Annotated in this window: 26 protein-coding genes; 9 read left to right on the top strand and 17 right to left on the bottom strand. The window is 68.2% G+C overall.

Features of this window, described 5'->3' with window-relative positions; genetic code table 11:
- The first annotated feature begins 14 nt into the window (after positions 1–14).
- The gene (locus EV667_RS04445) at positions 15–1,295 is read left to right on the top strand and encodes an NAD(P)/FAD-dependent oxidoreductase (protein WP_131834075.1); all 1,281 of its coding nucleotides are present in this window, start codon (positions 15–17) and stop codon (positions 1,293–1,295) included.
- Positions 1,296–1,308: 13 nt separating this feature from the next.
- On the top strand, positions 1,309–1,830 hold the full coding sequence (locus EV667_RS04440; RefSeq protein ID WP_131834074.1) for a DedA family protein: 522 nt from the start codon (positions 1,309–1,311) through the stop codon (positions 1,828–1,830).
- A 19-nt stretch (positions 1,831–1,849) separates the two neighbouring features.
- On the opposite strand, the gene EV667_RS04435 is transcribed toward EV667_RS04440, so the two are convergent.
- From EV667_RS04435 to EV667_RS04415, 5 genes are all read right to left on the bottom strand, one after another.
- The gene (locus EV667_RS04435) at positions 1,850–2,080 is read right to left on the bottom strand and encodes a hypothetical protein (RefSeq protein ID WP_245515963.1); all 231 of its coding nucleotides are present in this window, start codon (positions 2,078–2,080) and stop codon (positions 1,850–1,852) included.
- Positions 2,081–2,087: 7 nt separating this feature from the next.
- Positions 2,088–2,381 carry a BrnT family toxin gene (locus EV667_RS04430; protein WP_131834072.1) on the bottom strand — a complete coding sequence of 98 codons (294 nt, stop codon included), beginning with the start codon at positions 2,379–2,381 and terminating at the stop codon, positions 2,088–2,090.
- Between the two features lie 122 nt (positions 2,382–2,503).
- Positions 2,504–3,523, bottom strand: coding sequence for a ketol-acid reductoisomerase (ilvC, locus tag EV667_RS04425; protein ID WP_131834071.1), 1,020 nt, complete (start codon positions 3,521–3,523; stop codon positions 2,504–2,506).
- 14 nt (positions 3,524–3,537) lie between these two features.
- Positions 3,538–4,200 (bottom strand): TetR/AcrR family transcriptional regulator C-terminal domain-containing protein, encoded by a 663-nt coding sequence (locus EV667_RS04420; RefSeq protein ID WP_131834070.1) that lies wholly within the window; start codon positions 4,198–4,200, stop codon positions 3,538–3,540.
- A gap of 82 nt (positions 4,201–4,282) precedes the next feature.
- Complete coding sequence (locus tag EV667_RS04415) at positions 4,283–5,227, bottom strand: DMT family transporter (RefSeq protein WP_207907671.1); 945 nt, start codon at positions 5,225–5,227, stop codon at positions 4,283–4,285.
- A gap of 195 nt (positions 5,228–5,422) precedes the next feature.
- Here EV667_RS04415 and EV667_RS04410 point away from each other — a divergent pair, with 195 nt between their 5' ends.
- Entirely contained in the window at positions 5,423–5,968 is a 546-nt protein-coding gene (locus tag EV667_RS04410) for a DUF924 family protein (protein WP_131834069.1), read from the top strand.
- 42 nt (positions 5,969–6,010) lie between these two features.
- Here the strand turns inward: EV667_RS04410 and ilvN are convergent, their stop codons facing one another.
- Positions 6,011–6,526: an acetolactate synthase small subunit gene (gene ilvN / locus EV667_RS04405; RefSeq protein WP_131834068.1), complete on the bottom strand. Its 516-nt coding sequence runs from the start codon at positions 6,524–6,526 to the stop codon at positions 6,011–6,013.
- 159 nt (positions 6,527–6,685) lie between these two features.
- Positions 6,686–8,446, bottom strand: coding sequence for an acetolactate synthase 3 large subunit (locus EV667_RS04400; RefSeq protein WP_131834067.1), 1,761 nt, complete (start codon positions 8,444–8,446; stop codon positions 6,686–6,688).
- A gap of 359 nt (positions 8,447–8,805) precedes the next feature.
- Between EV667_RS04400 and dapB the strand changes: the two genes are divergently transcribed.
- The 3 genes from dapB to EV667_RS04385 all read left to right on the top strand — a co-directional run bounded on the left by dapB (position 8,806) and on the right by EV667_RS04385 (position 10,846).
- Positions 8,806–9,621, top strand: coding sequence for a 4-hydroxy-tetrahydrodipicolinate reductase (gene dapB, locus EV667_RS04395; protein ID WP_207907670.1), 816 nt, complete (start codon positions 8,806–8,808; stop codon positions 9,619–9,621).
- A 20-nt stretch (positions 9,622–9,641) separates the two neighbouring features.
- Positions 9,642–10,265 carry a 2,3-bisphosphoglycerate-dependent phosphoglycerate mutase gene (locus EV667_RS04390; RefSeq protein WP_131834065.1) on the top strand — a complete coding sequence of 208 codons (624 nt, stop codon included), beginning with the start codon at positions 9,642–9,644 and terminating at the stop codon, positions 10,263–10,265.
- A 134-nt stretch (positions 10,266–10,399) separates the two neighbouring features.
- Entirely contained in the window at positions 10,400–10,846 is a 447-nt protein-coding gene (locus tag EV667_RS04385) for a PACE efflux transporter (protein WP_131834064.1), read from the top strand.
- Between the two features lie 15 nt (positions 10,847–10,861).
- Here EV667_RS04385 and EV667_RS04380 read toward each other — a convergent pair whose 3' ends face one another.
- Together EV667_RS04380 and EV667_RS04375 are read right to left on the bottom strand one after the other, a co-directional pair.
- Complete coding sequence (locus tag EV667_RS04380) at positions 10,862–11,755, bottom strand: methylated-DNA--[protein]-cysteine S-methyltransferase (protein ID WP_131834063.1); 894 nt, start codon at positions 11,753–11,755, stop codon at positions 10,862–10,864.
- 72 nt (positions 11,756–11,827) lie between these two features.
- Positions 11,828–12,358, bottom strand: a complete 531-nt coding sequence (locus tag EV667_RS04375; RefSeq protein WP_131834062.1) for a DUF2244 domain-containing protein — start codon at positions 12,356–12,358, stop codon at positions 11,828–11,830.
- A 166-nt stretch (positions 12,359–12,524) separates the two neighbouring features.
- Between EV667_RS04375 and nth the strand changes: the two genes are divergently transcribed.
- Positions 12,525–13,250 (top strand): endonuclease III, encoded by a 726-nt coding sequence (nth, locus tag EV667_RS04370; RefSeq protein ID WP_131835014.1) that lies wholly within the window; start codon positions 12,525–12,527, stop codon positions 13,248–13,250.
- A gap of 4 nt (positions 13,251–13,254) precedes the next feature.
- On the opposite strand, the gene EV667_RS04365 is transcribed toward nth, so the two are convergent.
- Positions 13,255–13,917, bottom strand: coding sequence for a sulfate transporter family protein (locus EV667_RS04365; RefSeq protein ID WP_131834061.1), 663 nt, complete (start codon positions 13,915–13,917; stop codon positions 13,255–13,257).
- A 275-nt stretch (positions 13,918–14,192) separates the two neighbouring features.
- Between EV667_RS04365 and EV667_RS04360 the strand changes: the two genes are divergently transcribed.
- Positions 14,193–15,554 (top strand): flavin monoamine oxidase family protein, encoded by a 1,362-nt coding sequence (locus tag EV667_RS04360; RefSeq protein ID WP_131834060.1) that lies wholly within the window; start codon positions 14,193–14,195, stop codon positions 15,552–15,554.
- An 85-nt stretch (positions 15,555–15,639) separates the two neighbouring features.
- On the opposite strand, the gene pheT is transcribed toward EV667_RS04360, so the two are convergent.
- The 6 genes from pheT to EV667_RS23215 form a co-directional block, all read right to left on the bottom strand.
- Entirely contained in the window at positions 15,640–18,057 is a 2,418-nt protein-coding gene (gene pheT / locus EV667_RS04355) for a phenylalanine--tRNA ligase subunit beta (RefSeq protein WP_131834059.1), read from the bottom strand.
- Positions 18,058–18,082: 25 nt separating this feature from the next.
- Complete coding sequence (locus EV667_RS04350) at positions 18,083–18,619, bottom strand: hypothetical protein (protein ID WP_245515961.1); 537 nt, start codon at positions 18,617–18,619, stop codon at positions 18,083–18,085.
- A complete protein-coding gene (gene pheS / locus EV667_RS04345; RefSeq protein ID WP_131834058.1) occupies positions 18,616–19,716 on the bottom strand; it encodes a phenylalanine--tRNA ligase subunit alpha in 1,101 nt (366 codons plus the stop codon). Before pheS ends, EV667_RS04350 begins: the two co-directional genes overlap by 4 nt.
- A gap of 262 nt (positions 19,717–19,978) precedes the next feature.
- Positions 19,979–20,362 (bottom strand): 50S ribosomal protein L20, encoded by a 384-nt coding sequence (rplT, locus tag EV667_RS04340; RefSeq protein ID WP_131834057.1) that lies wholly within the window; start codon positions 20,360–20,362, stop codon positions 19,979–19,981.
- A 33-nt stretch (positions 20,363–20,395) separates the two neighbouring features.
- A complete protein-coding gene (gene rpmI, locus EV667_RS04335; protein WP_131834056.1) occupies positions 20,396–20,596 on the bottom strand; it encodes a 50S ribosomal protein L35 in 201 nt (66 codons plus the stop codon).
- A gap of 196 nt (positions 20,597–20,792) precedes the next feature.
- Complete coding sequence (locus EV667_RS23215; RefSeq protein WP_131834055.1) at positions 20,793–21,914, bottom strand: SH3 domain-containing protein; 1,122 nt, start codon at positions 21,912–21,914, stop codon at positions 20,793–20,795.
- Positions 21,915–22,235: 321 nt separating this feature from the next.
- Between EV667_RS23215 and EV667_RS04325 the strand changes: the two genes are divergently transcribed.
- Positions 22,236–23,042 (top strand): undecaprenyl-diphosphate phosphatase, encoded by an 807-nt coding sequence (locus EV667_RS04325; protein ID WP_131834054.1) that lies wholly within the window; start codon positions 22,236–22,238, stop codon positions 23,040–23,042.
- Between the two features lie 68 nt (positions 23,043–23,110).
- Here EV667_RS04325 and EV667_RS04320 read toward each other — a convergent pair whose 3' ends face one another.
- Positions 23,111–24,133: a complex I NDUFA9 subunit family protein gene (locus tag EV667_RS04320; protein WP_131834053.1), complete on the bottom strand. Its 1,023-nt coding sequence runs from the start codon at positions 24,131–24,133 to the stop codon at positions 23,111–23,113.
- Positions 24,134–24,548 lie beyond the last annotated feature (415 nt).

The raw sequence follows: 24,548 nt of genomic DNA, 5'->3' as shown, positions 1-24,548 counted from the left end.
GGAGTTGAGTGAGCATGGCGTCTGAGATCGACCATCCCCAAAGCTGGTACGCCGCCACGGCGAACCGCTCCTCCCCGCTGCCTCCGCTGCAGGGCGGGGCGCGGGCGGATGTCTGCGTCATCGGCGGCGGCTATACCGGGCTGTCGGCGGCGCTGCACATGGCCGAAGCCGGGCTTGATGTGGTGCTGCTGGAAGCCGGGCGCGTCGGCTCCGGCGCCTCCGGCCGAAATGGCGGGCAGATCCACAGCGGCCAGCGGCGCGATCAGGACTGGCTGGAGGCGCGTGTCGGCCTCGACGACGCCAAGGCGCTCTGGCGACTGGCCGAAGACGCCAAGGCGCTGCTTCACGATCTCATCAAACGCCACGCCATCGATTGCGACCTGCGGCCGGGGCTCATCGAAGCCGACCACAAGCCGGGCTATGTCGCCCACAGCCACGCCTATGCCCGCAATCTGCGCGACGTTTACGACTACCCCCACGCCGCGCCGCTGACCCGCGAGGAACTGCGCGAAATGGTCGGCTCCGACGTCTATCACGGCGGCATGATCGACCATGGCGGCGGGCACCTGCACCCGCTTAACTTCGCGCTCGGCCTCGCCGAGGCCGCCCGGCGGGCCGGCGCCCGGCTGTTCGAGCAATCGCGCGCCCTGCGTATCGAGGAGGGGGCGAAGGTCCGGGTCGTCACCGCCGCCGGCTCGGTGGAGGCGGACTGGGTTCTGGAATGCGGCGACGGGCTGCAGGACGGGCTCGACCGGCGCGTCGACACCCATGTCATGCCGATCTGCAACTACATCGCCGCCACCGCCCCGCTCGGGGAGCGGGCGAAGGAGATCATCGCCAACGACGCGGCGGTGGCCGACACCCGCTTCGTGGTCAATTATTACCGACTGTCGCGCGACGGTCGCTTGCTGTTCGGCGGCGGCGAGAGCTACCGGCGCGGGCTGCGGCCCAATCCCGGGGAGTTCGTGCGCCCCTATATGCTGAAAATCTTCCCCCAGCTTGCCGATGTGCCCATCGACTATGGCTGGGGCGGTGTTCTCGGCATCACCATGACCCGCCTGCCCTTCGTGCGAAAGCTCTCGCCCCGCGTGCTCACCGCCGCCGGCTATTCCGGGCAGGGGGTGATGCTGGCGCCCTATTTCGGCAAGCTGCTGGCGCACGCGGTCAAGGGTCAGCTCGGCGAGTTCGACCTGCTGGCGCGCCTGCCGGTGCCGGCCTTCCCTGGCGGGCCGCTGATGCGGTGGCCGCTGCTGGTGGCCGGCATGAGCTATTTCGCCCTGCGCGACCGGCTGTGAAGGCGACGCACTGATGGGGCTGGAAGTCTATGCAAGGCAGGTACTGGATTTCGTCGAGACGCACGCGCACTGGGCGCCGTGGATCGCCTTCATCCTCGCCTTCGGCGAATCGCTGGTGGTGGTGTCGCTGTTCTTTCCCGCCACCTTCGTGCTCGTCGGGCTCGGGGCGCTGATCGCGGCGGGCGGCGCGCCGTTCCTGCCGGTCTGGCTGGCAGCCACCCTCGGCGCCATTCTGGGCGATGCCATCTCCTATGCCATCGGCTATCATCTGAAGGACCGCGCGCCCCGCGTCTGGCCGCTGCGCAATTTCCCCGATCTCATGGCGCGCGGTGAGCGCTTCTTCCTGCGCTACGGGATATGGAGCGTGTTCATCGGCCGCTTCTTCGGCCCGCTGCGGGCGTTCATCCCGCTTATCGCCGGCATGTTCGCCATGCCGAACCTGAAATTTCAGATCGCCAATATCGCCTCCGCCATGGCGTGGGCCTTCCTCCTGCTCGCCCCCAGCGCGGCGGCGATGAAGGCGCTGGGCTACTGAGGGGCGGGCGGGGTGGCGCCTATTCGGCGGCTTCCTTGGGCGGGTTGTTGCGGTCGGAATCGTCGTCTCCGTCGCCCGCCCGCGGCGCCTTGGCCTGCGCCATCTCCCGCCGCGCCTTGGCGGGAAGCACTAGATCGAACTCGGCGAGTTCGGCCTCCGTGGGCATGACGCTATCGGGGTCCGCCTTTGCAGCCTCGATGATCTGATCATCCGTCAGCGCATCGACCTTTGACCAGTCGAACGCCTGCAAAAGCCGTTCAGCTTCCTTCGATGGCTTGTGCGAAGACACGTCTCTCGCTCCGATGTGCACGTCTCACCGATATAAGGCGCCCACGGCGCCCTCTCCAGACATACACGCAGAGTATCACACGCCCGGCGAGATCGGCCATGGCGACATAGCGCGGCTCGCCGGAGACCATTCGCGGGAAGGACGGCTCCAAGCGCAGGCGCCCATCGAAGATGAACTCGCCGAGGCGGAGCGGCAAACCGTGCTTGGCACGGTTTGCCGCGTCCTTGTCGTCGTCCCACTCGAAATCGTCCGTCTCGCCCATCCGGGCCTCCGCAAACCGTTGACGGTCAAGATAGCGGAGGTCCGGAAAGCCTGTGGGCGAATAGCGGATAGCTCTGTTGGTTACCTGTGGAAGACCTGTGGAAAGCGGTTTCCCGCTTGACCTCAGTTCTTCGCCTTGTCGACCAGCTTGTTCGCGCCGATCCACGGCATCATGCCGCGCAGCTTTTCGCCGACCTGCTCGATCTGATGGCTGTCGTTCATGCGGCGGATGCCCTTGAAGCGCGAGGCACCGGCCTTGTATTCCTGCATCCAGTCGGAGGTGAACTTGCCGGTCTGGATGTCGGTGAGCACGCGCTTCATCTCGGCCTTGGTCTCGGCGGTGATGATGCGCGGGCCGGAGACGTATTCGCCCCATTCGGCGGTGTTGGAGATCGAGTAGTTCATGTTGGCGATGCCGCCCTCATAGATGAGGTCGACGATCAGCTTCACCTCGTGCAGGCACTCGAAATAGGCCATTTCCGGGGCGTAGCCGGCTTCCACCAGCGTCTCGAAGCCGGCGCGGATCAACTCCACGAGGCCGCCGCACAGCACCACCTGCTCGCCGAACAGGTCGGTCTCGCACTCTTCCTTGAAGGTGGTCTCGATGATGCCCGAGCGACCGCCGCCGACGCCGCAGGCGTAGGAGAGGCCGAGGTCGAGCGCGTTGCCCGAGGCGTCCTGGTGCACGGCCACGAGGCACGGCACGCCGCCGCCCTTCTGGTATTCGCCGCGCACGGTGTGGCCGGGGCCCTTGGGGGCGATCATCACCACGTCGACGCTGGCCTTGGGCTCGATCAGGCCGAAATGCACGTTGAGGCCGTGGGCGAAGGCGATGGCGGCGCCGTCGCGGATGTTGGGGGCGATCTCGTCGCGGTAGATGTCGGCCTGCAACTCGTCCGGGGTGGCCATCATCATCAGGTCGGCCCATTTGGCGACCTCGGCGACGGTCATCACCTTGAGGCCGTCAGCCTCGACCTTCTTGGCGGTCGCCGAGCCGGGCTTCAGGCCGACGGCGATCTCCTTGACGCCGGATTCCTTGAGGTTCAGCGCATGGGCGCGGCCTTGCGAGCCATAGCCGATGATGGCGACCTTCTTGCCCTTGATCAGGTTCACGTCGGCGTCGCGGTCGTAATAAACGCGCATGGGTGTCTCCTTTGTCATGCGTTGGTTTTTTGGGAGGCCGGCATGGGGTTGGCCCTGCCGTAGAGAGCGAGGAACTGCTCGGTGGCCCGCGCCGCGTCCCGCTCGATATCGGCGGGCGTCAGCACCAGCGTGTCGCCGAGCAGCAGCCTGATCTGCACGTCGCGCCCCACCAGCCCGATGAAGCTGCGGAAGGCGGTCTCGGTGTCGTCGAAGGCGATCAGCCCGGCCTCGCGCCCGGCGTCGAGCACCGGCTTCAGCCGGGCGCCGATGGCGAAGCGGCCATTGGCCAGCATGATCGCGCCGAGCTTGCCCCCGCCCGTCTCGGCCTGGGCGATGGCGAAGCGGTTCAGCGCGATCGAGGTGGGGCTGGAGATCACGCCGAGCCAGTTGGTGGCGAAGCGGGTCAGGCTGTCACGCAACGCGAGGGCGTCGAGTTTCGTGCGGTCGTAGTTGCCGGCGCGGACCTTGGAGGCCTGCCAGCGCACGGTCGCGGTCAGAAGCCCGTCACGGTCGCCGAACCATTTGTACAGGCTTTCCTTGGAGCATGAGGCGCGGCGCGCCACCGCATTCATGGTCAGCTCGCCGCCCTGCTCCACCATCAGCGCCAGCACGGCGTCGAGGACCGCCTGCTGGCGCTCCGTCAACGTCTCGTCCTGCGGGTCGGCGGGCATCGTCATGGCGGAGAAAAGTCCGTACCGTACGTTACGGTTCTCCTATAGCAGCCCATGCCGCTCCGCAAGTGGCCGGGCCCTGTCGACGTCAGCGGCGGCGAAGGGCGGCGAGGCGGGCCCGCCATGTCAGGGGCTGCGCCGAAGCCAGCGCGACACCGGAGGCGGCCAGAGCCATGCCTGCCCAGGCGAGCGGCGGCATCGCCTCGCCGAGAAGCAAAAACGCGATCAGCGCCGAGCAGGGCGGCACCAGGAAGAAAAGCGCGGAAACCTTCGACACCTCGCCGGCGCGGATCATGGCGAGGTAGAGCGAAATGGCGATGAGCGAATTGCCGATGACCAGATAGGCCAGCGCCGCCACGAAGGAGACCGACCATTCGACATGCCCGTCATCGAGCATCAGGGCGAGCGGAAGCGTGAACACGAAGCCGACGGCATACTGCACGCAGTTCGTGACCAGCGGGTGCTGGGCGATGCCGTGACGCTTCTCGTAGAGCGAGGCCGTGGACATGGCGAGCAACGCCCCCACCGCCAGCAGGATGACGCCGGGCGAAGTGACCTCGATGGCGGCGCGCGAGACGATCACCAGCCCCGCACCGGCAAGCCCGAGCAGTAGCCCGCCCCAGCGCAACAGGCCGACCCGCTCGCCAGCGAAAACCGGCGCGGCGAGGCCGACCACGATGGGCTGCATGGAGACGATCAGCGCCAGCGCCCCCGCCGAGATGCCATGGCGGAACGCGAAATAGCTCAGGTCGAAATACAGGACCTGGATCAGGAAGCCGACAACGAAGAGGTTCAGCCATTCCCGTCCCGTGCGCGGCAGGGCCGGACGGAACCAGGCCAGCAGCGGCAGCAGCACCACCAGCACCAGCCCATAGCGCATTGCCAGCAGGGTGAAGGGGCCGGTGGACAGGATGCCGATCTTGCCGACGGCAAAGCCGCCCGACCAGAGCAACAGGAAGAGAACCGGCGCCGCCTGCAACCAGAAGGGTTTGCCCGTGCCGGCCGCCGGCACCACGCCTGCACTCTCGCTCACGATGTCGCGTTCCCCTCGCTCTGGCGAGGCGGCGACGCAAGGCGCCGCGAAGCACCCGCGAAAGCGGCATCTTCACATGCCTTCCGCGCTGAGGCCAAGAGCGGAGGGTGCAGTGCGGCATCGCCACCGAACGGGGCTCGACTTTCGCTGCCGCGCCATTATGTCGGGGCACCGACAGCAAAAGGGAGACCTGCGATGAGCCAGCCCACTGCCGCCGAGATTATCGGCTTCTGGCGCGACGCCGGGCCGGAACGCTGGTTCGAGAAGGACGACGCCTTCGACGCCGCCATCCGTGCCCGCTTCCTCCACGCCTATGAGGCCGCCGCCGCCGGTGCGCTAGGAGCGTGGGAGGAAACGGCCGAGGGCTGCTATGGCCTGATCCTGCTGCTCGACCAGTTCCCGCGCAACCTGTTCCGCGGCTCGCCACAGGCCTTCGCCACCGACGCGCAGGCCCTCAAGGTGGCGGAGGCCGCCATCGCGCGCGGGTTCGACCGTGCCTTCGAGCTACCGGAACGGCGCTTTTACTACGTGCCGTTCATGCATTCGGAGGAACTGGCGGACCAGCAGCGCTGCATTGCGCTGTGCGAAGCGGCGGGGGACGAGGAGGGCGTGCATCATGCCGTCGTCCATCACGACATCATCCGCGATTTCGGCCGTTTTCCGCACCGCAACCCGGTGCTGGGGCGCGACATGTCGGAGGAAGAGCACGCCTTCCTGAAGGCCGGCGGTTTCGCGGGCTGAAGCGCCCGGCGGCGCGGCGATCGGCGCCGCCGCGCCCTGTCTTCACATGCCCTCGGCGCCGCGGCCGATGGCGGCGACACCGGTGCGCGAGACCTCGACAAGGCCGAGCGGCTCCAGCAGCGAGACGAACTGGTCGATCTTCTCCGGCTTGCCGGTAATCTCGAACACAAAGCTCTCCAGCGTCGTGTCCACCGTGCGGGCGCGGAAACTGTCGGCGATCAGCAGCGCCTCCTGGCGCAGTTCGCCCTTTCCGCGCACCTTGATGAGAGCCAGCTCGCGCTCCACCGCCTTGCCGACCACGGTGAGGTCGACAACACGGTGAACCGGCACCAGCCGGTCGAGCTGGCTCTTGATCTGCTCGATGATCGGCGGTGCGCCCGTCGTCACCACAGTGATGCGCGAGAGGTGCGAGGCGTGGCTGACCTCGGAAACGGTCAGGCTGTCGATGTTGTAGCCGCGCCCGGAGAACAAGCCGACGATGCGGGCGAGAACGCCCGGCTCGTTGTCGACCAGCATGGAAAGGGTGTGGCGCTCGGCAGGCTCGATGACGGGAGGCATGGGGGCACTCTGAAAAGGGCTACTTGAAAGCGGAACATCCATCGGCCCTCATGGCCGGGCTTGACCCGGCCGCCCAGGCGTCGGCACGGCACCGCACCGCTGGGTCCCCGGGCCAGGCCCGGGGATGAGGGAGGGAGGCGAACGCGGCGAAAACCCGCGTCACACCAGCATCTTGCCTTCCTCGTCGATGGCGTCGTCCAGCGCCTCGGGATGATCGGGCATGATCATCTCGTTGTGCGGCTTGCCCGAGGGGATCATCGGCAGCACGTTCTCGGTCTTGTCGACCAGGCAGTCGAACAGCACCGGGCGGTTGACGTTGATCATCTCGTGGATCGCGCCGTCGAGATCGGCCGGGTTAGAGCAGCGGATGCCGACGCCGCCATAGGCTTCCGCCAGCTTCACGAAGTCCGGCAACGATTCCGAATAGGAATGCGAGTAGCGCCCGCCATGCAGCAGGTCCTGCCACTGGCGCACCATGCCCATATATTCGTTGTTGAGCACGAAGATCTTCACCGGCAGGTCGAACTGCAGCGCGGTCGACATTTCCTGCAGGCACATCTGGATCGAGGCCTCGCCGGCAATGTCGATGACGAGGCTGTCGGGATGGGCCACCTGCACGCCGATCGCCGCCGGCAGGCCATAGCCCATGGTGCCGAGGCCACCGGACGTCATCCAGCGGTTGGGCTGCTCGAAGTGGAAGTGCTGCGCCGCCCACATCTGGTGCTGGCCGACTTCGGTGGTGATGTAGACGTCCTTGTCCTTCACCTGGTCGTACAGTGCCTTGACCGCCTGCTGCGGCTTGATGATGCGGTCGGAGGTCGTGAAGGCCAGCGACTTGCGGGCGCGCCACTTGTCGATCTGGCTCCACCAGCCGGCAAGCGCGCGCCGGTCCGGCTCGGCCTTCATGCCGCGCCAGACAGTGAGCATGTCTTCGAGCACATGCTTCACATCGCCGATGATCGGCAGGTCGACCTTGACGTTCTTGTTGATCGAGGACGGGTCGATGTCGATGTGGATCTTCTTGGAATCCGGTGAGAAGGCATCGAGCCGGCCGGTGATGCGGTCGTCGAAGCGCGCGCCGATGCACACCATGACGTCGCAATCATGCATCGCCATGTTGGCCTCATAGGTGCCGTGCATGCCCAGCATGCCCAGCCACTGCCGGTCCGAGGCCGGGAAGGCGCCGAGCCCCATCAGCGTCGAGGTGACGGGATAGCCGGACAGCCGGGCGAATTCGCGCAGCAGGCGGCTGGCCTCGGGGCCGGAATTGATGACGCCACCGCCGGTATAAAGGATCGGTCGCCTGGCCTTGGCCAGCATCTCGACGGCGGTCTTGATCTTTTCCGGGTCGCCCTTCAGGCGCGGCTGGTAGGTACGGTGCTGGATGTTCTCCGGCCCGACATACATGCCCTTGGCGAACTGCACGTCCTTCGGGATGTCGACGACGACGGGACCCGGGCGCCCGTTCTGCGCCACATAGAACGCCTCGTGCATGACGCGGGCGAGGTCGTTGATATCGCGGACGAGGTAGTTGTGCTTGGTGCAGGGCCGGGTGATGCCGACCGTGTCGCACTCCTGGAAGGCGTCCGAGCCGATGAGGTGGGTAGGCACCTGGCCGGTGATGCAGACGAGCGGGATGGAATCCAGCAGCGCATCGGTCAGGCCGGTCACGGCATTGGTGGCACCGGGGCCGGAGGTGACGAGCACCACGCCGACCTTGCCGGAGGAGCGGGCATAGCCCTCCGCCATGTGCACCGCGCCCTGCTCGTGCCGCACGAGAATGTGCTTCACCTGGTTCTGGTGGAACATGGCGTCATAGATCGGCAGCACCGCGCCGCCGGGATAGCCGAACATGTGCTCGACGCCCTGATCGATCAGGGCCTGCATCACCATTTCGGCGCCGGTCATCTCGCGCATCATGGTCTTTTTCCTTCTACGCTCGTCGTCTCTTGCGTCGTTGCAGAATTTGCGTCGTTAGCGGAATGGTCGAAGGGAGGGCCAGAAAATCAAAAGGCCCCGTCAGGGGCCATTTTCCGCGCGTCACCGTTGGGCGGAGCAGCCTTCAGGCCAACTCCGCGGCGACGCGCCGTCCTACGATAAGGGTAATAATGTTGCGCATTGCGGCGCCGCTCCTTCGTAAAGTTGCGCGAGCTGTACAGGGGCCCCGCGCGGGCGTCAAGCCGCTCGGTGTCCGTCGGCAAAGAATGTAAAACGATAGCGTACTTTTCGTGGCGGGTGAACGTCGCTATACCGCGCGTGGAAACAGGGAGTTGGCGTTCATGACGCAGATGCGGCTCGTCGTCGTCGGAGCCTCGGGCCGTATGGGCCGGGTGCTGGTGCGCGCCATCAGCGAGGCGCCCGATCTCGTGCTCGCCGGCGCCGTCGACCAGCCCGGGAGCGAATTCCTCGGCCGCGACGCGGGCGAACTCGCCGGCTTACCGCCGCTCGGCGTGACGCTGTCCGACGATCCGCTCACTCTGTTCGCCGCCGCCGACGGGGTGATCGACTTCACCATTCCCGCCGCCAGCGTCGCCTATGCCGCCTTCGCGGCGCAGGCGCGGATCGTGCATGTCATTGGCACCACCGGCTTCTCTGCCGAAGAGGAGGCGCGCATCGCCGCCGCCGCGCGCCACGCCGCCCTTGTCCGCTCGGGCAATATGAGCCTCGGCGTGAACCTTCTGGCGGCGCTGGTGCGGCGCGTGGCGCGCACGCTCGACGAGGGCTTCGACATCGAGATCGTCGAGATGCACCATAACCGCAAGATCGACGCCCCCTCCGGCACCGCCCTTCTTCTGGGCGAGGCGGCGGCGCAGGGGCGCGGGGTGACGCTGGAGGAGAACGGCGTCTTCACCCGCCACGGCACCACCGGGCCGCGCCGCTCCGGCGATATCGGCTTCGCCACGCTGCGCGGCGGCACCGTGGTGGGCGAGCACAATGTGATCTTCGCCGGCGCCGGCGAGCGGATCGAACTCGCCCACAAGGCCGAGGATCGCGGCGTCTTCGCCCGTGGCGCGCTCGCCGCCGCCCGCTGGGCGCGCGGACGCAAGCCCGGCCTCTATTCCATGACCGATGTCCTCGGCCTCACCGATTTCTGATCCAGCCGGAGAACGACCCGATGTCCGAACGTCTTCTTGTCCTCGTGCGCCACGGCCAGAGCGAGTGGAATCTCAAGAATCTGTTCACCGGCTGGCGCGACCCGGACCTCACCGCGCTCGGCGTCGAGGAAGCAACGCGGGCCGGCGCGCGGCTGAAGGCGGAGGGCTACCAGTTCGATCTTGCCTTCACGTCGGAACTCTCGCGGGCGCAGAAGACGCTGGACCTCGCGCTGAATGAGCTCGGCCAGACCGATCTGCCGGTCATCAAGGACGTCGCCCTGAACGAGCGCGACTATGGCGACCTCTCCGGCCTCAACAAGGACGACGCCCGCGCCAAATGGGGCGAGGAGCAGGTGCATGTCTGGCGCCGCTCCTATGACGTGCCCCCGCCCGGCGGCGAGAGCCTGAAGGACACGGTGGCCCGCACCCTGCCCTATTATGTCACCGAGATCCTGCCCAAGGTGCTGCAGGGCAACCGGGTGCTGGTCGCCGCGCACGGCAATTCGCTGCGCGCGCTCATCATGGTGCTGGAGAAGCACACACCGGAAACCATCATGAAGCGCGAACTCGCCACCGGCGCGCCGGTGATCTACCGGCTGAAGGCGGATTCGACGGTGGAGAGCATCACCGACCTCGCCGGCTGAACGCCCGTCGCTGTCGGGCCACCCGCCCGGCAGCTTGCCTTTGGACGAAGCAGACCCATATGAGACGCGTGAAGACGGCTTCCCCCCTCCCGGGAACCCATTCGGGACGGCCCGACATGAAGGGGAAAACCGTCATGCGCGGGACCGCCGATCGCATTCGTCACGTCGTCAGCTTCGAGATCATCGCCCTGTCGCTCATCACCCCGCTCGGCGCGTGGGTGTTCGGCGTGCCTATGGCGGAGATGGGAGCGGTCGGGGCCGGCGCGGCGCTGATCGCCGCCGGCTGGAACTACCTGTTCAACCTCGGCTTCGACCATGCGCTCGCGCGCTGGCGTGGCTCGGTGCGCAAGACACTGGGGCTGCGCGTGCTCCATGCCGTGCTGTTCGAGGCGGGGCTGGTGGCGGCGCTGGTGCCCTTCGTCGCGTGGTATCTCGGCGTCGGGCTCGTCGAGGCGCTGCTGATGGACCTCGCTTTGGCCGGCTTCTTTCTGGTCTACGCCTTCGCGTTCAACTGGTCGTATGACGCGCTGTTCCCCATCAATGAAACGCCCCGGCCGATGAGCGCCGCCAGCCGGGGATAGCGCGACCGGCGCTCCTTAAAGCCCGCCCCACTCCTTGCAGAGCTGCCCCGCCTCCCAGCCGAGAATGGCGCGCTTGCGGGTGAGGCCCCAGTGATAGCCGGTGAGGTCGCCATTCTTGCCGAGCACGCGATGGCACGGCACCACGAAGGACATCGGGTTCTTGCCCACCGCCGCGCCGATGGCGCGCGCGGCCTTCGGCTTCTCCACGGATTGGGCGATGCTGGAATAGGTGGTGGCCTTGCCAAGCGGGATCCGCATGAGCGTCTCCCACACCTTCACCTCGAAATCCGTGCCGATGAAGACGATGCGCAGCGGATCGTCCGCGCTCCAGGTGCCGCGATCGAAAATGCGCGCCGCATAAGGGGCGGTGGCTACCGGGTCCTCGATGTAAAGCGCGTTCGGCCAGCGCCGGCGCATGTCGGCAAGCGCGGCGTCCTCCTCGCCCTCGTCGGCGAAGGCAAGGCCGCACAGGCCGCGCGGCGTCACCATGGCCAGCGCCGCGCCGAAGGGCGAGGCATGGAAGCCATAGCGCACCACGAGGCCGGCGCCGCCGGTCTTCCATTCACCCGGCGACATCGATTCATGGACCACGAACAGGTCATGCAGCCGTCCCGGCCCTGAGAGGCCGACCTCATAGGCGGCATCCAGCACATTGTCGGATTCGGTGAGCACCCGCCGCGCGGCGTCGATCGTCACCGCCTGCAGGAAGTCCTTCGGCGTCAGCCCGCACCAGCGACGGAACAATTCCGTCAGCGCGCGCGGGTGGACACCGGAAGCGCGGGCGATCTCCTCCACTTCCGGCTGGTCGCGGAAGCGCAGATTCACATACTCCACCGCGCGGCGCACGATCTCATAGTCGGCGGCGGCGATTTCAAGCGGATGGGCGGCGTCGAGATTGGGCGCGAGCACGGGCGTTCTCCTCAAGCTGGTTCCATCCCACCACGCCCGTCCGCACGGGGCCACCCGATTTCGACGGAACCGTCAGACGGCCGCGCGCACCACGCCGCGCTTGGCCTGCGCCAGCGCCCGCGACAGGTTCTCCGCCAGTTCCTCGCGCTGCGCCGTGTGCAGGAAACTGCCGATCACATAGGGCCGGCCGCGCATCTCAAGCGCCAGTCGCTGCACGCCGAAATCCTCGATCTCGTCGCGGGTCAGCCGGGTCCAGAGCGGGTTCAGTTCCTCGCGATACTCGGTCCCATCCGCCGCGACATGGCGCAGCCGGATGACGCTCGGCGTCACCGTGATTTCCTCGCAGGCGCGGGCGGCGCGGAAATTCACCCGGAATCCCCACCAGATCGCCAGCACGTCGAGCCCGAACAGCCCGAACACGGGCCATGCGCCCATCATCAGGAAGGCCACGCCGCAGACGAAGCTGATGCCGGCGACGATGCACATCACCACCATGAAGCCGCGCGGGCCGAGCGAACGATAGGGCTGGTAGCGGGCCGAAAACAGTTCCGGCTCGTCCAGGCCGACTCCTTCATTCAGGGGGGCGGTATTGGCAGCGCTCATGGCCTCGCATTATAGGTCGAAAATGGCGAATGAGGACAAGGATTCGGTGCGTCGTAGAGCGCGCCCGCGAACGAGGCCGACGGCCGAGGCCGGCTCGCCCGTTCCCGCCGCGCCGAAGGCCGTTAAATCCCGCACCCGCCCGCCCGAAGCCGGTCCCGCCCTGGCGGTGCTCGAAGAACAGGCCGCCACCCGCCCCGCCCGTCGTCGCGCGGTGGCGAATGCGGCGGCGGCGGCCATTGGCGGTGCCTTCCGGCCGTGGAGCGCGGACGAGGTCGCCACCGCCTTCGCCCGCTTCGAGGCCGCCAACCCGGAGCCAGAGGGCGAGCTCGACTATCACGACCCATACACACTGCTGGTCGCCGTCGTGCTCTCGGCGCAGGCGACCGATGTCGGCGTCAACAAGGCGACGCGCGGCCTGTTCGCGGCCGCGCCGACGCCGCAGGCCATGGTGGCGCTGGGCGAGGAGGGGGTGGCGCAGCACATCCGCACGCTGGGGCTTTATCGCGGCAAGGCGAAGAACGTCGTCGAGCTTTCCCGCCGCCTCATCGCCGAGCACGGCGGACAGGTGCCGCCCGACCGCGCGGCGCTGGAAACCCTGCCCGGCGTCGGCCGCAAGACGGCCAATGTCGTGCTCAACATCGCCTTCGGCCTGCCGACCATCGCGGTCGACACCCACCTGTTCCGCATCGCCAACCGCACCGGGCTGGCGCCCGGCAAGACGCCGCTGGAGGTGGAACTGGGGCTGGAGCGGATCATTCCCGCGCGCTTCCTGCTGCACGCTCATCACTGGCTCATCCTGCACGGGCGCTATGTCTGCAAGGCATTGAAGCCCGATTGCCCGCGCTGCCTGATCGCCGACCTGTGCCGCTGGCCGGAAAAGACCCCGGCCTGAAGGCTCATCCCGCCCTCGACAGCCTTTTGTGCAGCCGCACCATGAAGATGGTGGCGAAGACCGGGGTAATGAGGTTCAGGATCGGCACCGACACCACGAGCGCAATGACCAGCCCGCCCAGAAAGAGCGCCACGCCATGGTGCCGGCGCATCAGCGCCACCTCGTCCTCGCTGCGGTAGCGCATGGCCGCCAGCTGGAAATATTCGCGCCCGAGCAGATAGCCATTGGCGACGTAGAACACGACGAGGTTCACCCCCGGCACCAGCAGCAGCAGCAGCGCCACCAGATTCACCGCCAGCATCACGCCGAAGAACTTCAGCGTCAGCACCAGCGAGCGGCCGATCGGCAGCGCCTGCCCTTCCGGCTCCAGCGGAAAATCGGTGCGCTCCACCTGCGCGGCGACATCGTCGAGGAACAGCCCGGCGACCAGCGAGGTCACCGGCGGCACCAGGAAGATCGCGCCGATGAAGATGCCGAAGGCCGCAAGGATATCGACGGTGATTTCCGCCCAGCGCAGGTCCAGCGTCACGAAATAGGTCAGCGCGTAATGCGCGCCGATGCCCAGTGCGACCAGCAGGCCGATGGCGAGGCCGACAGAGCGCAGCAGTACCCGCCGATAGGCCGGCGAAAAAGTCTGGCCGAAAGCCGTGATCGCGTCCCGCAGCATCAAAATTCCCCCTCTGGCGACCGCCCCTAGGTAGGGCGCCCGGGCGCCTCTCTCAAGGCGATGACGCCAGGCACGGTGCAAGGGCGCGCGATCACCCCCCTTGCCTCCCTGAAACGGCCCGCGAGTCCTGATTCGTTCTTCCGCGAACAAAACATGATTCGCCGCAAGCGTTTAGCCGGCATCGGCACGCTCGGGCCGATCAAGCAGCGGCGGCGCCTTCGCCCGCTGGGCCGGCCGTGCTAGCCTGTGCGCTTCACCGCTTGAGTGCTTGCCGTATGACCCGACCGCGCCTCCCCGGCACGCTGAACCGCCGCCATTTCCTCGCCGCCGCTTCCGCCGCGCTGTTGCCCGCGCCCGCCCTCGCCCAGTCAGGGCCGAGCGATGTCGATGTCGTCATCATCGGCGGCGGCGCGGCCGGCATCGCAGCGGCACGCCGCATTGCCGAGGCCAAACGCTCCTATGTGCTGCTGGAGGCCTCCGCGAAACTGGGGGGCCGTGCCCGTACCGACGATGCCTTTGGCCTCAGGGTCGATCTCGGCGCTGGCGGCTTCGCCCGCAGCGAGGGCACGATCGCCACCAGCGCGCAGGGCGCCGGGCAGTCGCTCATCGCCCTGCCCTCCGGGCGCCGGCTGTTCGCCCATGGCCGCGAGGTGCGCGAGGGCGCCTATGACGCCTTCACCGCCGCGCTCGGCACGGCGCGGCGCGACATGCTGGCGGCGGTCGATGGCGGCAAGGATGTCGCCGCCGCCCTCGCCGTCACGAATGCCGCCCCGGCGGCCGCGAGCCCCTGGGCCGCCACGGTGGCGCAGTTCCTCGGGCCCCTGGGCTGCGGGCGACGGCTGGCCACCCTCTCGGCGCTCGATCTGGCGCGCCGCGATGCCCCGCCTGATGACACAACCAGCCCGGCCGGAATCGGCACGCTGATGGAGGGGCTCGGCGCCTGGCTGAACGTGCAGAAGGACGCGCCGGTCACGCTCGTCACGCATGGCGGGCGCTTCCACGCCGTCACGCTGCGCGGGCAGCGCACGCCGATCCGCGCCCGCGCCATCGTGCTAGCCGTGCCCGCGCCGGTGCTGGCGGCCGGGGCGATCCGCTTCAATCCCGGGCTGCCGCCACGCCTGGTGGCAGCGCTGCGGGGGATTCCCGCCGGCCATCTGGAACAGGTGGCGTTCCTGCTTCCCGGCAACCCGCTGGCACTCCAGCCCAATGAGGCCGTGCTGACGGCGGCCGGCAGCGCACCGCCCGCCTTGCTGCGCGGCCGGATCAATGGCAGCGACCTGCACGTGCTCACCTTTGGCGACGCACCCGCCCGCACCATTGCCGAACAGGGCGAGGTGGCGGCACTGCCGCTGACGCGCGACTGGCTGCGGGCAAGCTTCCCCACCGCAGAGGCCGTGATTTCCGAGGTGGTGGTCTCGCGCTGGGGCCAGGACCCGCTGATCCGGGGGGCGCTCAGTGCCGCTCTGCCGGGCCAGGGCGCGCAACGCCGCGTCTTTGCCGACACGGTGCAGAACCGGATTTTCCTCGCCGGCGAGTATGTGCCGGTGAGCGGCTGGGGCACGCTGGCCGGCGCCTGGGCCTCCGGCGAGGCCGCCGCCACCCGGGCGCTGCGCCTGTTCGGGGACGGCCCGGCATAGAGCCACCGCACGGCGCGCGTCATTCCAGCCGCAGGCGCGAAACCCCGGGCCGCGCCCGGGGATTCCAGCCCTTGCGCGCCCCGCGTCAGCCGCGCAGCGTGGCGCCAGTCTTCTTCGTCACTTCCGCGACGATCCTGCCCGCCACCGCGTCGATCTCGGCATCGGTCAGCGTCTTCTCACGCGGCTGCAGCGTGACCGACAGCGCCACCGACTTCTTGTCGGCATCGACCCCAGGGCCTTCATAGAGGTCGAACACATTCACCCCGGTGATCAGCTTGCGGTCGACGCCGGCGGCGGCCTTAACCAGATCGCCGGCGCTGACACCACGCGCCACCACGAAGGCGAAGTCGCGCTCCACCGGCTGGAAGGCGGAGAGCTCCAGCAGCGGCTTCACCCGCGTCGGCTTGGCCTTCGGCTCGGGAATGCGGTCGAGCAGGATCTCGAAGCCCACCAGCGGCGATTTTCCGTCTCCCGCCGCGTCCAGCGTCTCCAGCGCGGCGGGATGCAACTCGCCGAAATGGCCGATCACATTGGGCCCGAGCCGGAAGGTGCCGGAACGGCCGGGGTGGAACCAGGCCGGCGCATCGGTGGAAATCTGCAAATTCGCCACCGGCGCACCGCAGGCCGCGAGCAGCGCCAGCGCATCGGCCTTGGCGTCGAACGCATCGACCACGCCCGCCTTGCCCGACCAGTGCCGGCCGGCCCCGGTGGGCTTCGCCGTTGCGCGGCGCACGCCGGTCGCGGCGATGAACTGGTCCTGCGGGCGGTCGCCCTTGAACACCTGCCCCACCTCGAACAGCGCGACGTCGCCCTGCCCGCGGTCGGCATTGGCCTGCGCGGAGCGCACGAGGCCCGGCAGCAGGCTCGGGCGCATGTCGGAGAGGTCGGCGGCAATCGGGTTGGCCAGCGCCAGCGCCGGCTGGCCGCCGCCGAACGCTTCCGCCTGTGCCTTGGGCACGAAGGACCAGGTCACGGCTTCCACCAGCCCGCGCGCCGCCAGCGCCCGCTTGCCCTTGCGGGTGCGCAGCTGCAGCGTGGTCAGCACGCTCTTGCGGGCGGTCTCGTCGCGCGGGAAGGGCGTGGAAGGCACGCGGTCGAGGCCGGCGATGCGGATGACCTCTTCCACCAGATCGGCCTTGCCCTCGATGTCGCCGCGCCAGCTCGGCGGCGTCACCCGCACAGTGCCGACATTGCCTTCCACCGTGAAGCCAAGTCGGCGCAGGATCGCCACCTGCTCCTCCTCATTCGCCACCAGGCCGGTGAGCTTCTCGGTCAGATCAAGCGGGAAGTCGATCACGCGCGTGGTGTCCGGGATCGCTCCCGCCAGTGTCACCTGCGAGGCCTCGCCACCGCACAGGTCGAGGATGAGCCGCGTCGCCATCTCCAGCCCCGGCAGGGTGAAGGCGGGGTCGATGCCACGCTCGAAGCGGAAGCGAGCATCGGAGTTCAGCCCCAGCTTGCGGCCGGTCTGGGCGATGTTGATCGGCTCCCACAGCGCGGATTCGACCAGCACGTCGACGGTGCCCTCGTCGCAGCCGGATTCCTCGCCGCCCATCACGCCCGCGAGCGATTCGACACCCTTGTCGTCGGCGATGACGCACATGGTCTCGTCAAGCGCATAGGTCTTGCCGTCGAGCGCGAGCAGGCTTTCGCCCGCGATGGCGCGGCGCACGACGAGGCTGCCCTGCACCTTGGCGGCGTCGAACACATGCAGCGGCCGGTTCTGGTCGAGGGTCAGCAGGTTGGTCACGTCGACCAGCGCGTTGATCGGGCGCAGGCCGACCGCGCGCAGCTTGGCCTGCAGCCAGTCCGGCGAGGGGCCGTTCTTCACTCCGCGCACGAGCCGCAGCGCGAAGGCGGGGCACGGCGCGTCGGCGGCAATCGTCACCGAGACGGGGCACGGGAAGCTGCCAGCCACCGGAGCGATGGCGTCCTCCACCAGCGTGCCGAGGCCGGCGGCCGCGAGGTCGCGGGCAATGCCGTGCACGCCGAGCGCATCGGCGCGGTTCGGTGTCACCGCAATCTCGATCACCGGGTCGTCGAGGCCGATCCAGTCGACATAAGTGGCGCCGACCGGAGCGTCCTCGGGCAAATCGAGAATGCCGTCATGGTCCTCGGAGAGTTCAAGCTCGGCCGCCGAGCACAGCATGCCCCGGCTCTCGACGCCGCGAATGGTGCCGATGCCGAGCGTCATGTCCTTGCCGGGAATATAGGTGCCGGGCGGGGAGAACACGCTCTTCATGCCAGTGCGGGCGTTCGGCGCGCCGCACACCACCTGCACAGGCTCACCGGCGCCGGTATCGACCATGCACACGCGCAGCTTGTCGGCATTGGGGTGCTGAACGGCCGAGACGACATAAGCGATGGAAAAGCCGCGCAGCTTCGCCGCCTTGTCCTCGACGCCTTCCACTTCCAGCCCGATGCGGTTGAGCGCGCCGGTCACGTCATCGAGCGTGTAATCGCCGGAAAGATGCTCGCGCAGCCAGGAGAGGGTGAATTTCATGGGAGTGCCCTACCGTTCCGCTCGTTCATTTGCTGGAGCCCCAGCGATAGCCCTTCTCGCCGGTCCCATCGCCGGACCAGGCTAGGGGCACGTCGTCGGCCGCCACCAGAAATTCGAACCCGATATTCCGCTTCTTCGCCGTGTCGCCGTCGCTCTTGCGGTAGTCGAGAATCTTGCCCTGGCGATAAGACATCTCGGCGCGCGCGCTGTGCAGCGCCAGCTTGCCGCCGGCCTGCATGCTCTTGATGATCTCGTCTTCCGGCACGACCCAGGAGCCAGTCCAGAAGAAGCCTTCGCCATCGGTGCTGACGCCGCGGTCGTTCTCGCAGACGAAATGGAACTCCGAGACGAAATCGCGCGCGGCGCGCCTGCCGGACGAAGACGACGACGTTGACGACGATGCCGGCGCCTTCTTCACCGGGCCGCGCGTGGCCAGAACCTGCTCGCACAGCGCCGCCAGTTCGTCGGCGCCGCGCGCCTGCGCGTTGGCGAGCAACTGCTTGAGCTGCGACGTCTCCATCGCGGTGAGCCGTTCGATCGACCAGACGGGTGCCTTGCTCATGAGCTCAGCCCTCCCGCCAGCGTCGGGAAGTCGAGCGGGCGGAACCCGTAATGCGACAGCCAGCGCACATCCGCCTCGAAGAAGGCGCGAAGGTCCGGCATGCCGTATTTCAGCATGGCGATGCGGTCGATGCCCATGCCCCAGGCGAAGCCCTGATATTCGTCCGGGTCCAGCCCGCACTTGCGCAGCACATTCGGGTGCACCATGCCGCAGCCGAGAATCTCCAGCCAGTCCGTGCCCTCGCCGAAGCGTATCTCGCCCGGGCGCGAGCGGTCGCACTGGATGTCGACCTCCATGGACGGCTCGGTGAACGGGAAGAAGGACGGGCGGAACCGCATCTTCACATTGTCCACCTCGAAGAACGCCTTGCAGAACTCCTCAAGGATCCACTTCAGGTGGCCCAGCGTCGCCCCCTTGTCGATGACGAGGCCCTCGACCTGGTGGAACATCGGCGTGTGGGTCTGGTCCGAGTCGGAGCGATAGGTCCGGCCCGGGCAGATGACGCGGATCGGCGGCTTCTTCGACATCATGGTGCGCACCTGCACCGGCGAGGTGTGGGTGCGCAGCACGAGGCGCGAGCCGTCCTCGCGGGTCGGCAGGTAGAAGGTGTCGTGCATCTCGCGCGCGGGGTGCCCCTCGGGGAAGTTCAGCGCGGTGAAATTGTGGAAGTCGTCCTCGATATCGGGCCCTTCCGCCACCGCGAAGCCCATATCGGCGAAGATGGCGGTGAGTTCGTCGATCACCTGGCTGATCGGGTGCAGGCGGCCCGTCTCCGTCGGCGTCTCGCGCACGGGGAGCGTGACGTCGACGCGCTCGGTCTCCAGCCGCCTTGCCAGCGCGGCGCTCTTCAGCTCCGTGCGGCGGGCGCCCAGCGCCTCGTTGAGCCGGTCGCGCAGGCCGTTGATCGCCGGGCCGGCGCTCTTGCGCTCCTCCGGGCTCATGCCGCCCAGGCTCTTCAGCAGCTCGGAAACCGAGCCCTTCTTGCCGAGCGCGGCAACGCGGATGGCCTCCAGCGCCGGCTCGTCGGCCGCGCCCGCAATGCCGGCGGTCAGCTCGCGCTCCAGCGCGTCGAGATCGGGAAGGGCGGCAACGGGCATGGTGGATCCTCGGTACTAGGCAACGTCATCCCCGGGGTCGGCCCGGGGATCCACGCCTTGCGGACGCGGAAGGAAGGCGTGGATGGCCGGGCCAGGCCCGGCCATGATGGCGTGAAGCGGGGCAGTCAGGCGCGCTTATAGCCGGACCCGATTGAGGCGCAAAGTCGCCACGGGTAAATGCACCACGCAAGGCCACGAACGCGAAAAGCCCCAACGCTCGCGCGCGGGGCTTCTCAATTTTGGTCTCGGCACTGCCGAAAGATCAGGCGGCCTGCTTGTCCGTCGCGGCGCTTTCCAGCGCCGCCTTGGCCTGCTCGACCAGCGCCGCGAAGGCGGCGGGCTCGTGGATAGCGATATCCGAGAGCACCTTGCGGTCGACTTCGATCCCGGCCTTGCTGAGACCGTCGATAAATCGGCCATAGGTGAAGCCGAGCTCGCGGGTCGCCGCGTTGATGCGCTGGATCCAGAGCGCGCGGAAATTACGCTTCTTAACCTTACGGTCGCGATAGGCGTATTGCTGCGCCTTCTCGACGGCCTGCTTGGCGATACGAATGGTGTTCTTGCGGCGGCCATAATAGCCCTTCGCCGCCTTGAGCACCTTTTTGTGCTTGGCGTGAGAAGTTACGCCGCGCTTGACACGTGCCATGGGAGTCTCTCCTGGGACTGGCTAAGGGTGGCGTCAGCCGTTGGGCAGAAAGAATTTGCGAACATTGAAGGCATCACGCTCGGACATGACCGTGGTGCCGCGCTGGTCGCGGATCTGCTTGTTGGTGCGCTTGATCATGCCGTGGCGCTTACCTGCCTGGGCCATCATCACCTTGCCGGTGCCGGAGAGCTTGAAGCGCTTCTTCGCTCCGGACTTGGTCTTCATCTTGGGCATTTGGCTCGATCTCCACGGGCGGAAGCCTCCCCGAAGGGATGTCCGGCCCAATCTAGTGTGAGCGTTCGAACCGCCACGGCAGCCCTTGTAGCCGGGCGGTTCTTGAAGGACGCACCCCATACAGGAGCGGCGCGATTGTTTCAAGAGCGCGACAGCGATGCCCGGCATTGTTCCCCGGGCATCGCGCGCCTTGACGTCAGATATTGCAGCCGGGAGCGCCCGGCATGCACTGGCCACGCCCCTGCTGCGGACGCTGGCCCTGCGGCGGACGACCCTGCTCGGGACGGCCACCACCGGGGGGACGACCCTGCTCGGGACGGCCACCGCCGGGAGGACGGCCCTGCTCGGGACGACCACCACCGGGGGGACGACCCTGCTCGGGACGGCCGCCACCGGGAGGACGGCCCTGCTCGGGACGGCCGCCACCGGGAGGACGACCCTGCTCGGGACGACCACCGCCGGGGGGACGACCCTGCTCGGGACGGCCACCGCCGGGAGGACGACCCTGCTCGGGACGGCCACCACCCGGAGGACGGCCGGCATTGGGACCGCCCGGGCCCCCGGGACCACCCCATCCGGGACCACCCGGATTACCGGGACCGCCCGGACGACCGGGATTACCCGGCCCACCGGGGCCACCGGGGCCACCGGGGCCACCCGGCCTGCCCGGGCCATCCCAACCCGGACCGCCGGGACCGCCCGGCCGGCCAGGACCACCGGGATTACCCGGCCCGCCGGGACCACCGGGCCTGCCGGGACCACCCCATCCCGGGCCGCCGGGGCCGCCGGGACCACCCGGCCGACCCGGACCACCCCAGCCGGGGCCGCCGGGACCACCGGGTCGCCCTGGACCATTCCAGACCGGACCACCGGGCCCCCACCCGCCCGGAGGCGGCGGGCGCCAGCCCGGGCGTGGGCCCGGCGGACGCGGCCGATACCAGCGGTCATTCGTCGCGTACCAGGGCCGGCCGCGGTAATAGCGACCCCAGTAATCGTTGAAGCTGAAGGCAACGATGGGCACGCCGAACGACGGCGCATAATCGTAGAACTCGACCCGACGGCCGCGATAATCGGCCTCTATATAAGCCGCCGCCACCCAGCCGCGCATGTCGTCCACGGCCACGTCGCACCAGCTATAGTCGTCGAGGCAGCCGAAAATGGCGAGCGGAGCGCCCTCGCCCAGCACCACGACAACGGGATAATCCGTGCCGGGCCCGGCCCGCAAATTGACGTTCGTTGTCACAAATCCGCGTTCCTGCGCGAACGCGGCACCGCAAAGCGCCAGCGACAGCAGGACGCCCGCAACCAGACTTTTCATTGAAAACTCCCAAACGCTGCCGTTTGCTGACAACGCCGACCGGCTCGAAATGGACCTCTCAGTTGAGGCGGATTCATGTCGGAAATGGAGCCCCCTCCCCGGCATCGGCGTTTTTCGCTGCCAAGGCGGGCAAAAGCGCTGCGCGCACCGCTGTCACCGGCATTCCCGCAAGCACCCGCCCCGTGGTCCATCCCCTGTCCTGCCCCGTGGCCTGACATAGCGTCACGTTGCGCGGGCGGGGCGAAGCGGACAGGATGCGCGCGCTCCTGCCTGGGGCGGCGCGCGTCGCTTCGGCCATCTCTTCCCACGGAATCCGCCCTCATGTCATTCGGCACCTTGCTCGAAGCCTTCTTCCTCGGCCTGCTGGAAGGCTTTACCGAGTTCCTGCCCGTTTCCTCCACCGGCCACATCCTGCTGGCCGGCCATTTCCTCGGCTTCGAGAGCGAAGGCAAGGTGTTCGAGGTCGTCATCCAGCTCGGCGCGATCCTCGCGCTGGTCGTGGTCTATTTCCAGCGGTTTCTGAAGGTTCTGCTGACGCTGCCGTCGAGCCCGCGCTCGCGCAATTTCGTCGTCGGCATTCTCATCGCTTTCCTGCCGGCGGCGGTGATCGGCGCCTTCGCCCACGGCTTCATCAAGGAGGTGCTGTTCGAAACGCCCTCGCTGATCTGCGTGATGCTGATTCTCGGCGGCATCGTCCTGTTGTGGGTCGACACGCTGAAGATAAAGCCGGTGCATGAGGACGCCATGGCCTTCCCGCCGAAGCTGGCGCTGAAGATCGGCTTCATCCAGTGCCTCGCCATGATCCCTGGCGTGTCGCGCTCGGGCTCCACCATTGTCGGCGGCCTGCTGCTGGGCGCCAGCAAGCCGGCAGCGGCGGAATTCTCGTTCTTCCTCGCCTTGCCGACGATGACCGGCGCCTTCGCCTATGACCTCTACAAGAACCACGACGCGCTGAACGCCGATGACACCGCCCTCATCGTGGTCGGCTTCGTTGCCGCCTTCATCGCCGCGCTGGCGGTGGTGCGCAGCCTCATCGCCTTCGTCTCGCGACACGGTTTTGCGCCGTTCGGCTGGTGGCGCATCGGCGTGGGCGGTGCCGGGCTGGTGGCGCTGGCGCTGGTGGGATAGCCCGACCGCATGAAAAAGCCGCCGGCGCGGGCGCGTCGGCGGCTTTTCTTTTGGCAAGCGTCAAGCGGTCAGGCGGCTTCCGGCCGGGAGAACTGGCCGGCCTTGCGATAGCGCCAGAGATAGCCGGGCAGGATAGCGCCGAGAGCGGTGGGCGCGATGCCGAGCCCCTCCAGCGTGCGCCCTTCCGCCTTGGCAGCCTCCGAAACAACATTGTCGTAGCCGAGCAAGCGCACCTGATCGCGGGTCAGCAGCGGGTTCGGCAGCATTTCGAGCAGACGGGCGTTGAACGAGGCGAGCCCGGCCGGCATGGGCACCAGCAGGCGCTTGCGGTCGATCTCGGCCAGCAACAGCTCCATCAGCTGCTTGAAGGTCATCACTTCCGGCCCGCCGAGTTCATAAACGGTGCCGGGTGCCGCAGTTCCGTCCACCGCCTTGGCGAAGGCCTCGGCGACATCACCGACGAAGACCGGCTGGAAGCGGGTTGTCCCCCCGCCGATCAGCGGCAGCGCCGGGGACAACCGTGCCATGGAGGCGAAGCGGTTGAAGAAATCATCCTCCGGCCCGAACACGATGGAGGGGCGCATGACTACGGCGCCCGGCACCGTCTCCAGCGCCGCCGCCTCGCCCGCCGCCTTGCTGCGGGCGTAGAAGGCTTCCGAATCGGCGCTGGCGCCGATGGCGGAGGCGTGGATCAGCCGCGCGCCGACCTCTTTCGCCGCCAGCGCCACCTGCCGCGCGCCGAAGGCGTGCACCGCTTCAAAACTCTGGCGGCCGCTCTCATGCAGCACGCCGACGAGGTTGATCACCACCTCCGCCCCTTCCGCGGCCCGCAGCACCGAGGCGGGGTAGCGCAGATTGGCCTGCACAGGGACGATCTGCCCCACCGCGCCCAGCGGCTGGAGATGGCCGGCAAGGTCCGGCCGGCGCACCGCGACGCGCACCCGCCAGCCGAGCCGCGCCAGCGCCCGCACCACATGGCGGCCGACAAAGCCCGAGCCGCCATAAACCGTCACCAGCCGCTCCATCGGCGCGGCGCGCCGGACCAGCGCGGCCTCGCTCTCCAGCGGCAATTCGTTTGTGGTGTCGACCATGTGACGTCTCCCGGCCCGGCATTGGCATGCCACGACGATTAGCGCGCCGCCGCCGCAGCGTCCAGCGTCCGCGCAGCCCTGCGACGCAGCGTCCGCGCCGACGATCCCCTTATGCCAGCGCAAGGACCGGGCGAGAGGCCGGCCCGGGAGGCGGGCGAGGCTTGGGCGAGACCGGGGACCGAGGCGGGCGCGGAACGCTGACGAGGAAGGCGGGCAGCGCGAGATCCGCCGGCGGCCTCCCACGGCGCCCGCCATCGCCCGCGCACGCTGCACCCCGCAGCGGACCCTGCAGCTTGATGGTGCAGCAGCGCCCGCAATCCTCAGCGGCCCGGCCGAAGGACGAAGAGATTTCCACCGCTTGATTGCCCCTCGCGCGAATGGTGCGTTGACAAGAGGGAGTCCACACGACTATCTC

The sequence above is a fragment of the Ancylobacter aquaticus genome (genome assembly GCF_004339465.1).
Taxonomy (GTDB): Bacteria; Pseudomonadota; Alphaproteobacteria; order Rhizobiales; family Xanthobacteraceae; genus Ancylobacter; species Ancylobacter aquaticus.
Note: the sequence above shows the minus strand (reverse complement) of the source record. Positions and strands in the feature narration are given on the sequence as shown.

Excerpts from the sequence above, each read along its gene's own strand:
- EV667_RS04360 (WP_131834060.1), top strand. The coding sequence starts at position 14,193 with ATGACCCGACCGCGCCTCCCCGGCACGCTGAACCGCCGCCATTTCCTC.
- EV667_RS04385 (WP_131834064.1), top strand. The coding sequence starts at position 10,400 with ATGCGCGGGACCGCCGATCGCATTCGTCACGTCGTCAGCTTCGAGATC.
- dapB (WP_207907670.1), top strand. The coding sequence starts at position 8,806 with ATGACGCAGATGCGGCTCGTCGTCGTCGGAGCCTCGGGCCGTATGGGC.
- EV667_RS04445 (WP_131834075.1), top strand. The coding sequence starts at position 15 with ATGGCGTCTGAGATCGACCATCCCCAAAGCTGGTACGCCGCCACGGCG.
- EV667_RS04325 (WP_131834054.1), top strand. The coding sequence starts at position 22,236 with ATGTCATTCGGCACCTTGCTCGAAGCCTTCTTCCTCGGCCTGCTGGAA.
- EV667_RS04400 (WP_131834067.1), bottom strand. The coding sequence starts at position 8,446 with ATGATGCGCGAGATGACCGGCGCCGAAATGGTGATGCAGGCCCTGATC.
- pheT (WP_131834059.1), bottom strand. The coding sequence starts at position 18,057 with ATGAAATTCACCCTCTCCTGGCTGCGCGAGCATCTTTCCGGCGATTAC.
- EV667_RS23215 (WP_131834055.1), bottom strand. The coding sequence starts at position 21,914 with ATGAAAAGTCTGGTTGCGGGCGTCCTGCTGTCGCTGGCGCTTTGCGGT.
- rplT (WP_131834057.1), bottom strand. The coding sequence starts at position 20,362 with ATGGCACGTGTCAAGCGCGGCGTAACTTCTCACGCCAAGCACAAAAAG.
- EV667_RS04320 (WP_131834053.1), bottom strand. The coding sequence starts at position 24,133 with ATGGTCGACACCACAAACGAATTGCCGCTGGAGAGCGAGGCCGCGCTG.
- EV667_RS04350 (WP_245515961.1), bottom strand. The coding sequence starts at position 18,619 with ATGAGCAAGGCACCCGTCTGGTCGATCGAACGGCTCACCGCGATGGAG.
- EV667_RS04390 (WP_131834065.1), top strand. The coding sequence starts at position 9,642 with ATGTCCGAACGTCTTCTTGTCCTCGTGCGCCACGGCCAGAGCGAGTGG.
- pheS (WP_131834058.1), bottom strand. The coding sequence starts at position 19,716 with ATGCCCGTTGCCGCCCTTCCCGATCTCGACGCGCTGGAGCGCGAGCTG.
- EV667_RS04365 (WP_131834061.1), bottom strand. The coding sequence starts at position 13,917 with ATGCTGCGGGACGCGATCACGGCTTTCGGCCAGACTTTTTCGCCGGCC.
- ilvN (WP_131834068.1), bottom strand. The coding sequence starts at position 6,526 with ATGCCTCCCGTCATCGAGCCTGCCGAGCGCCACACCCTTTCCATGCTG.
- EV667_RS04440 (WP_131834074.1), top strand. The coding sequence starts at position 1,309 with ATGGGGCTGGAAGTCTATGCAAGGCAGGTACTGGATTTCGTCGAGACG.
- rpmI (WP_131834056.1), bottom strand. The coding sequence starts at position 20,596 with ATGCCCAAGATGAAGACCAAGTCCGGAGCGAAGAAGCGCTTCAAGCTC.
- EV667_RS04420 (WP_131834070.1), bottom strand. The coding sequence starts at position 4,200 with ATGACGATGCCCGCCGACCCGCAGGACGAGACGTTGACGGAGCGCCAG.
- EV667_RS04410 (WP_131834069.1), top strand. The coding sequence starts at position 5,423 with ATGAGCCAGCCCACTGCCGCCGAGATTATCGGCTTCTGGCGCGACGCC.
- EV667_RS04375 (WP_131834062.1), bottom strand. The coding sequence starts at position 12,358 with ATGAGCGCTGCCAATACCGCCCCCCTGAATGAAGGAGTCGGCCTGGAC.
- ilvC (WP_131834071.1), bottom strand. The coding sequence starts at position 3,523 with ATGCGCGTTTATTACGACCGCGACGCCGACGTGAACCTGATCAAGGGC.
- EV667_RS04430 (WP_131834072.1), bottom strand. The coding sequence starts at position 2,381 with ATGGGCGAGACGGACGATTTCGAGTGGGACGACGACAAGGACGCGGCA.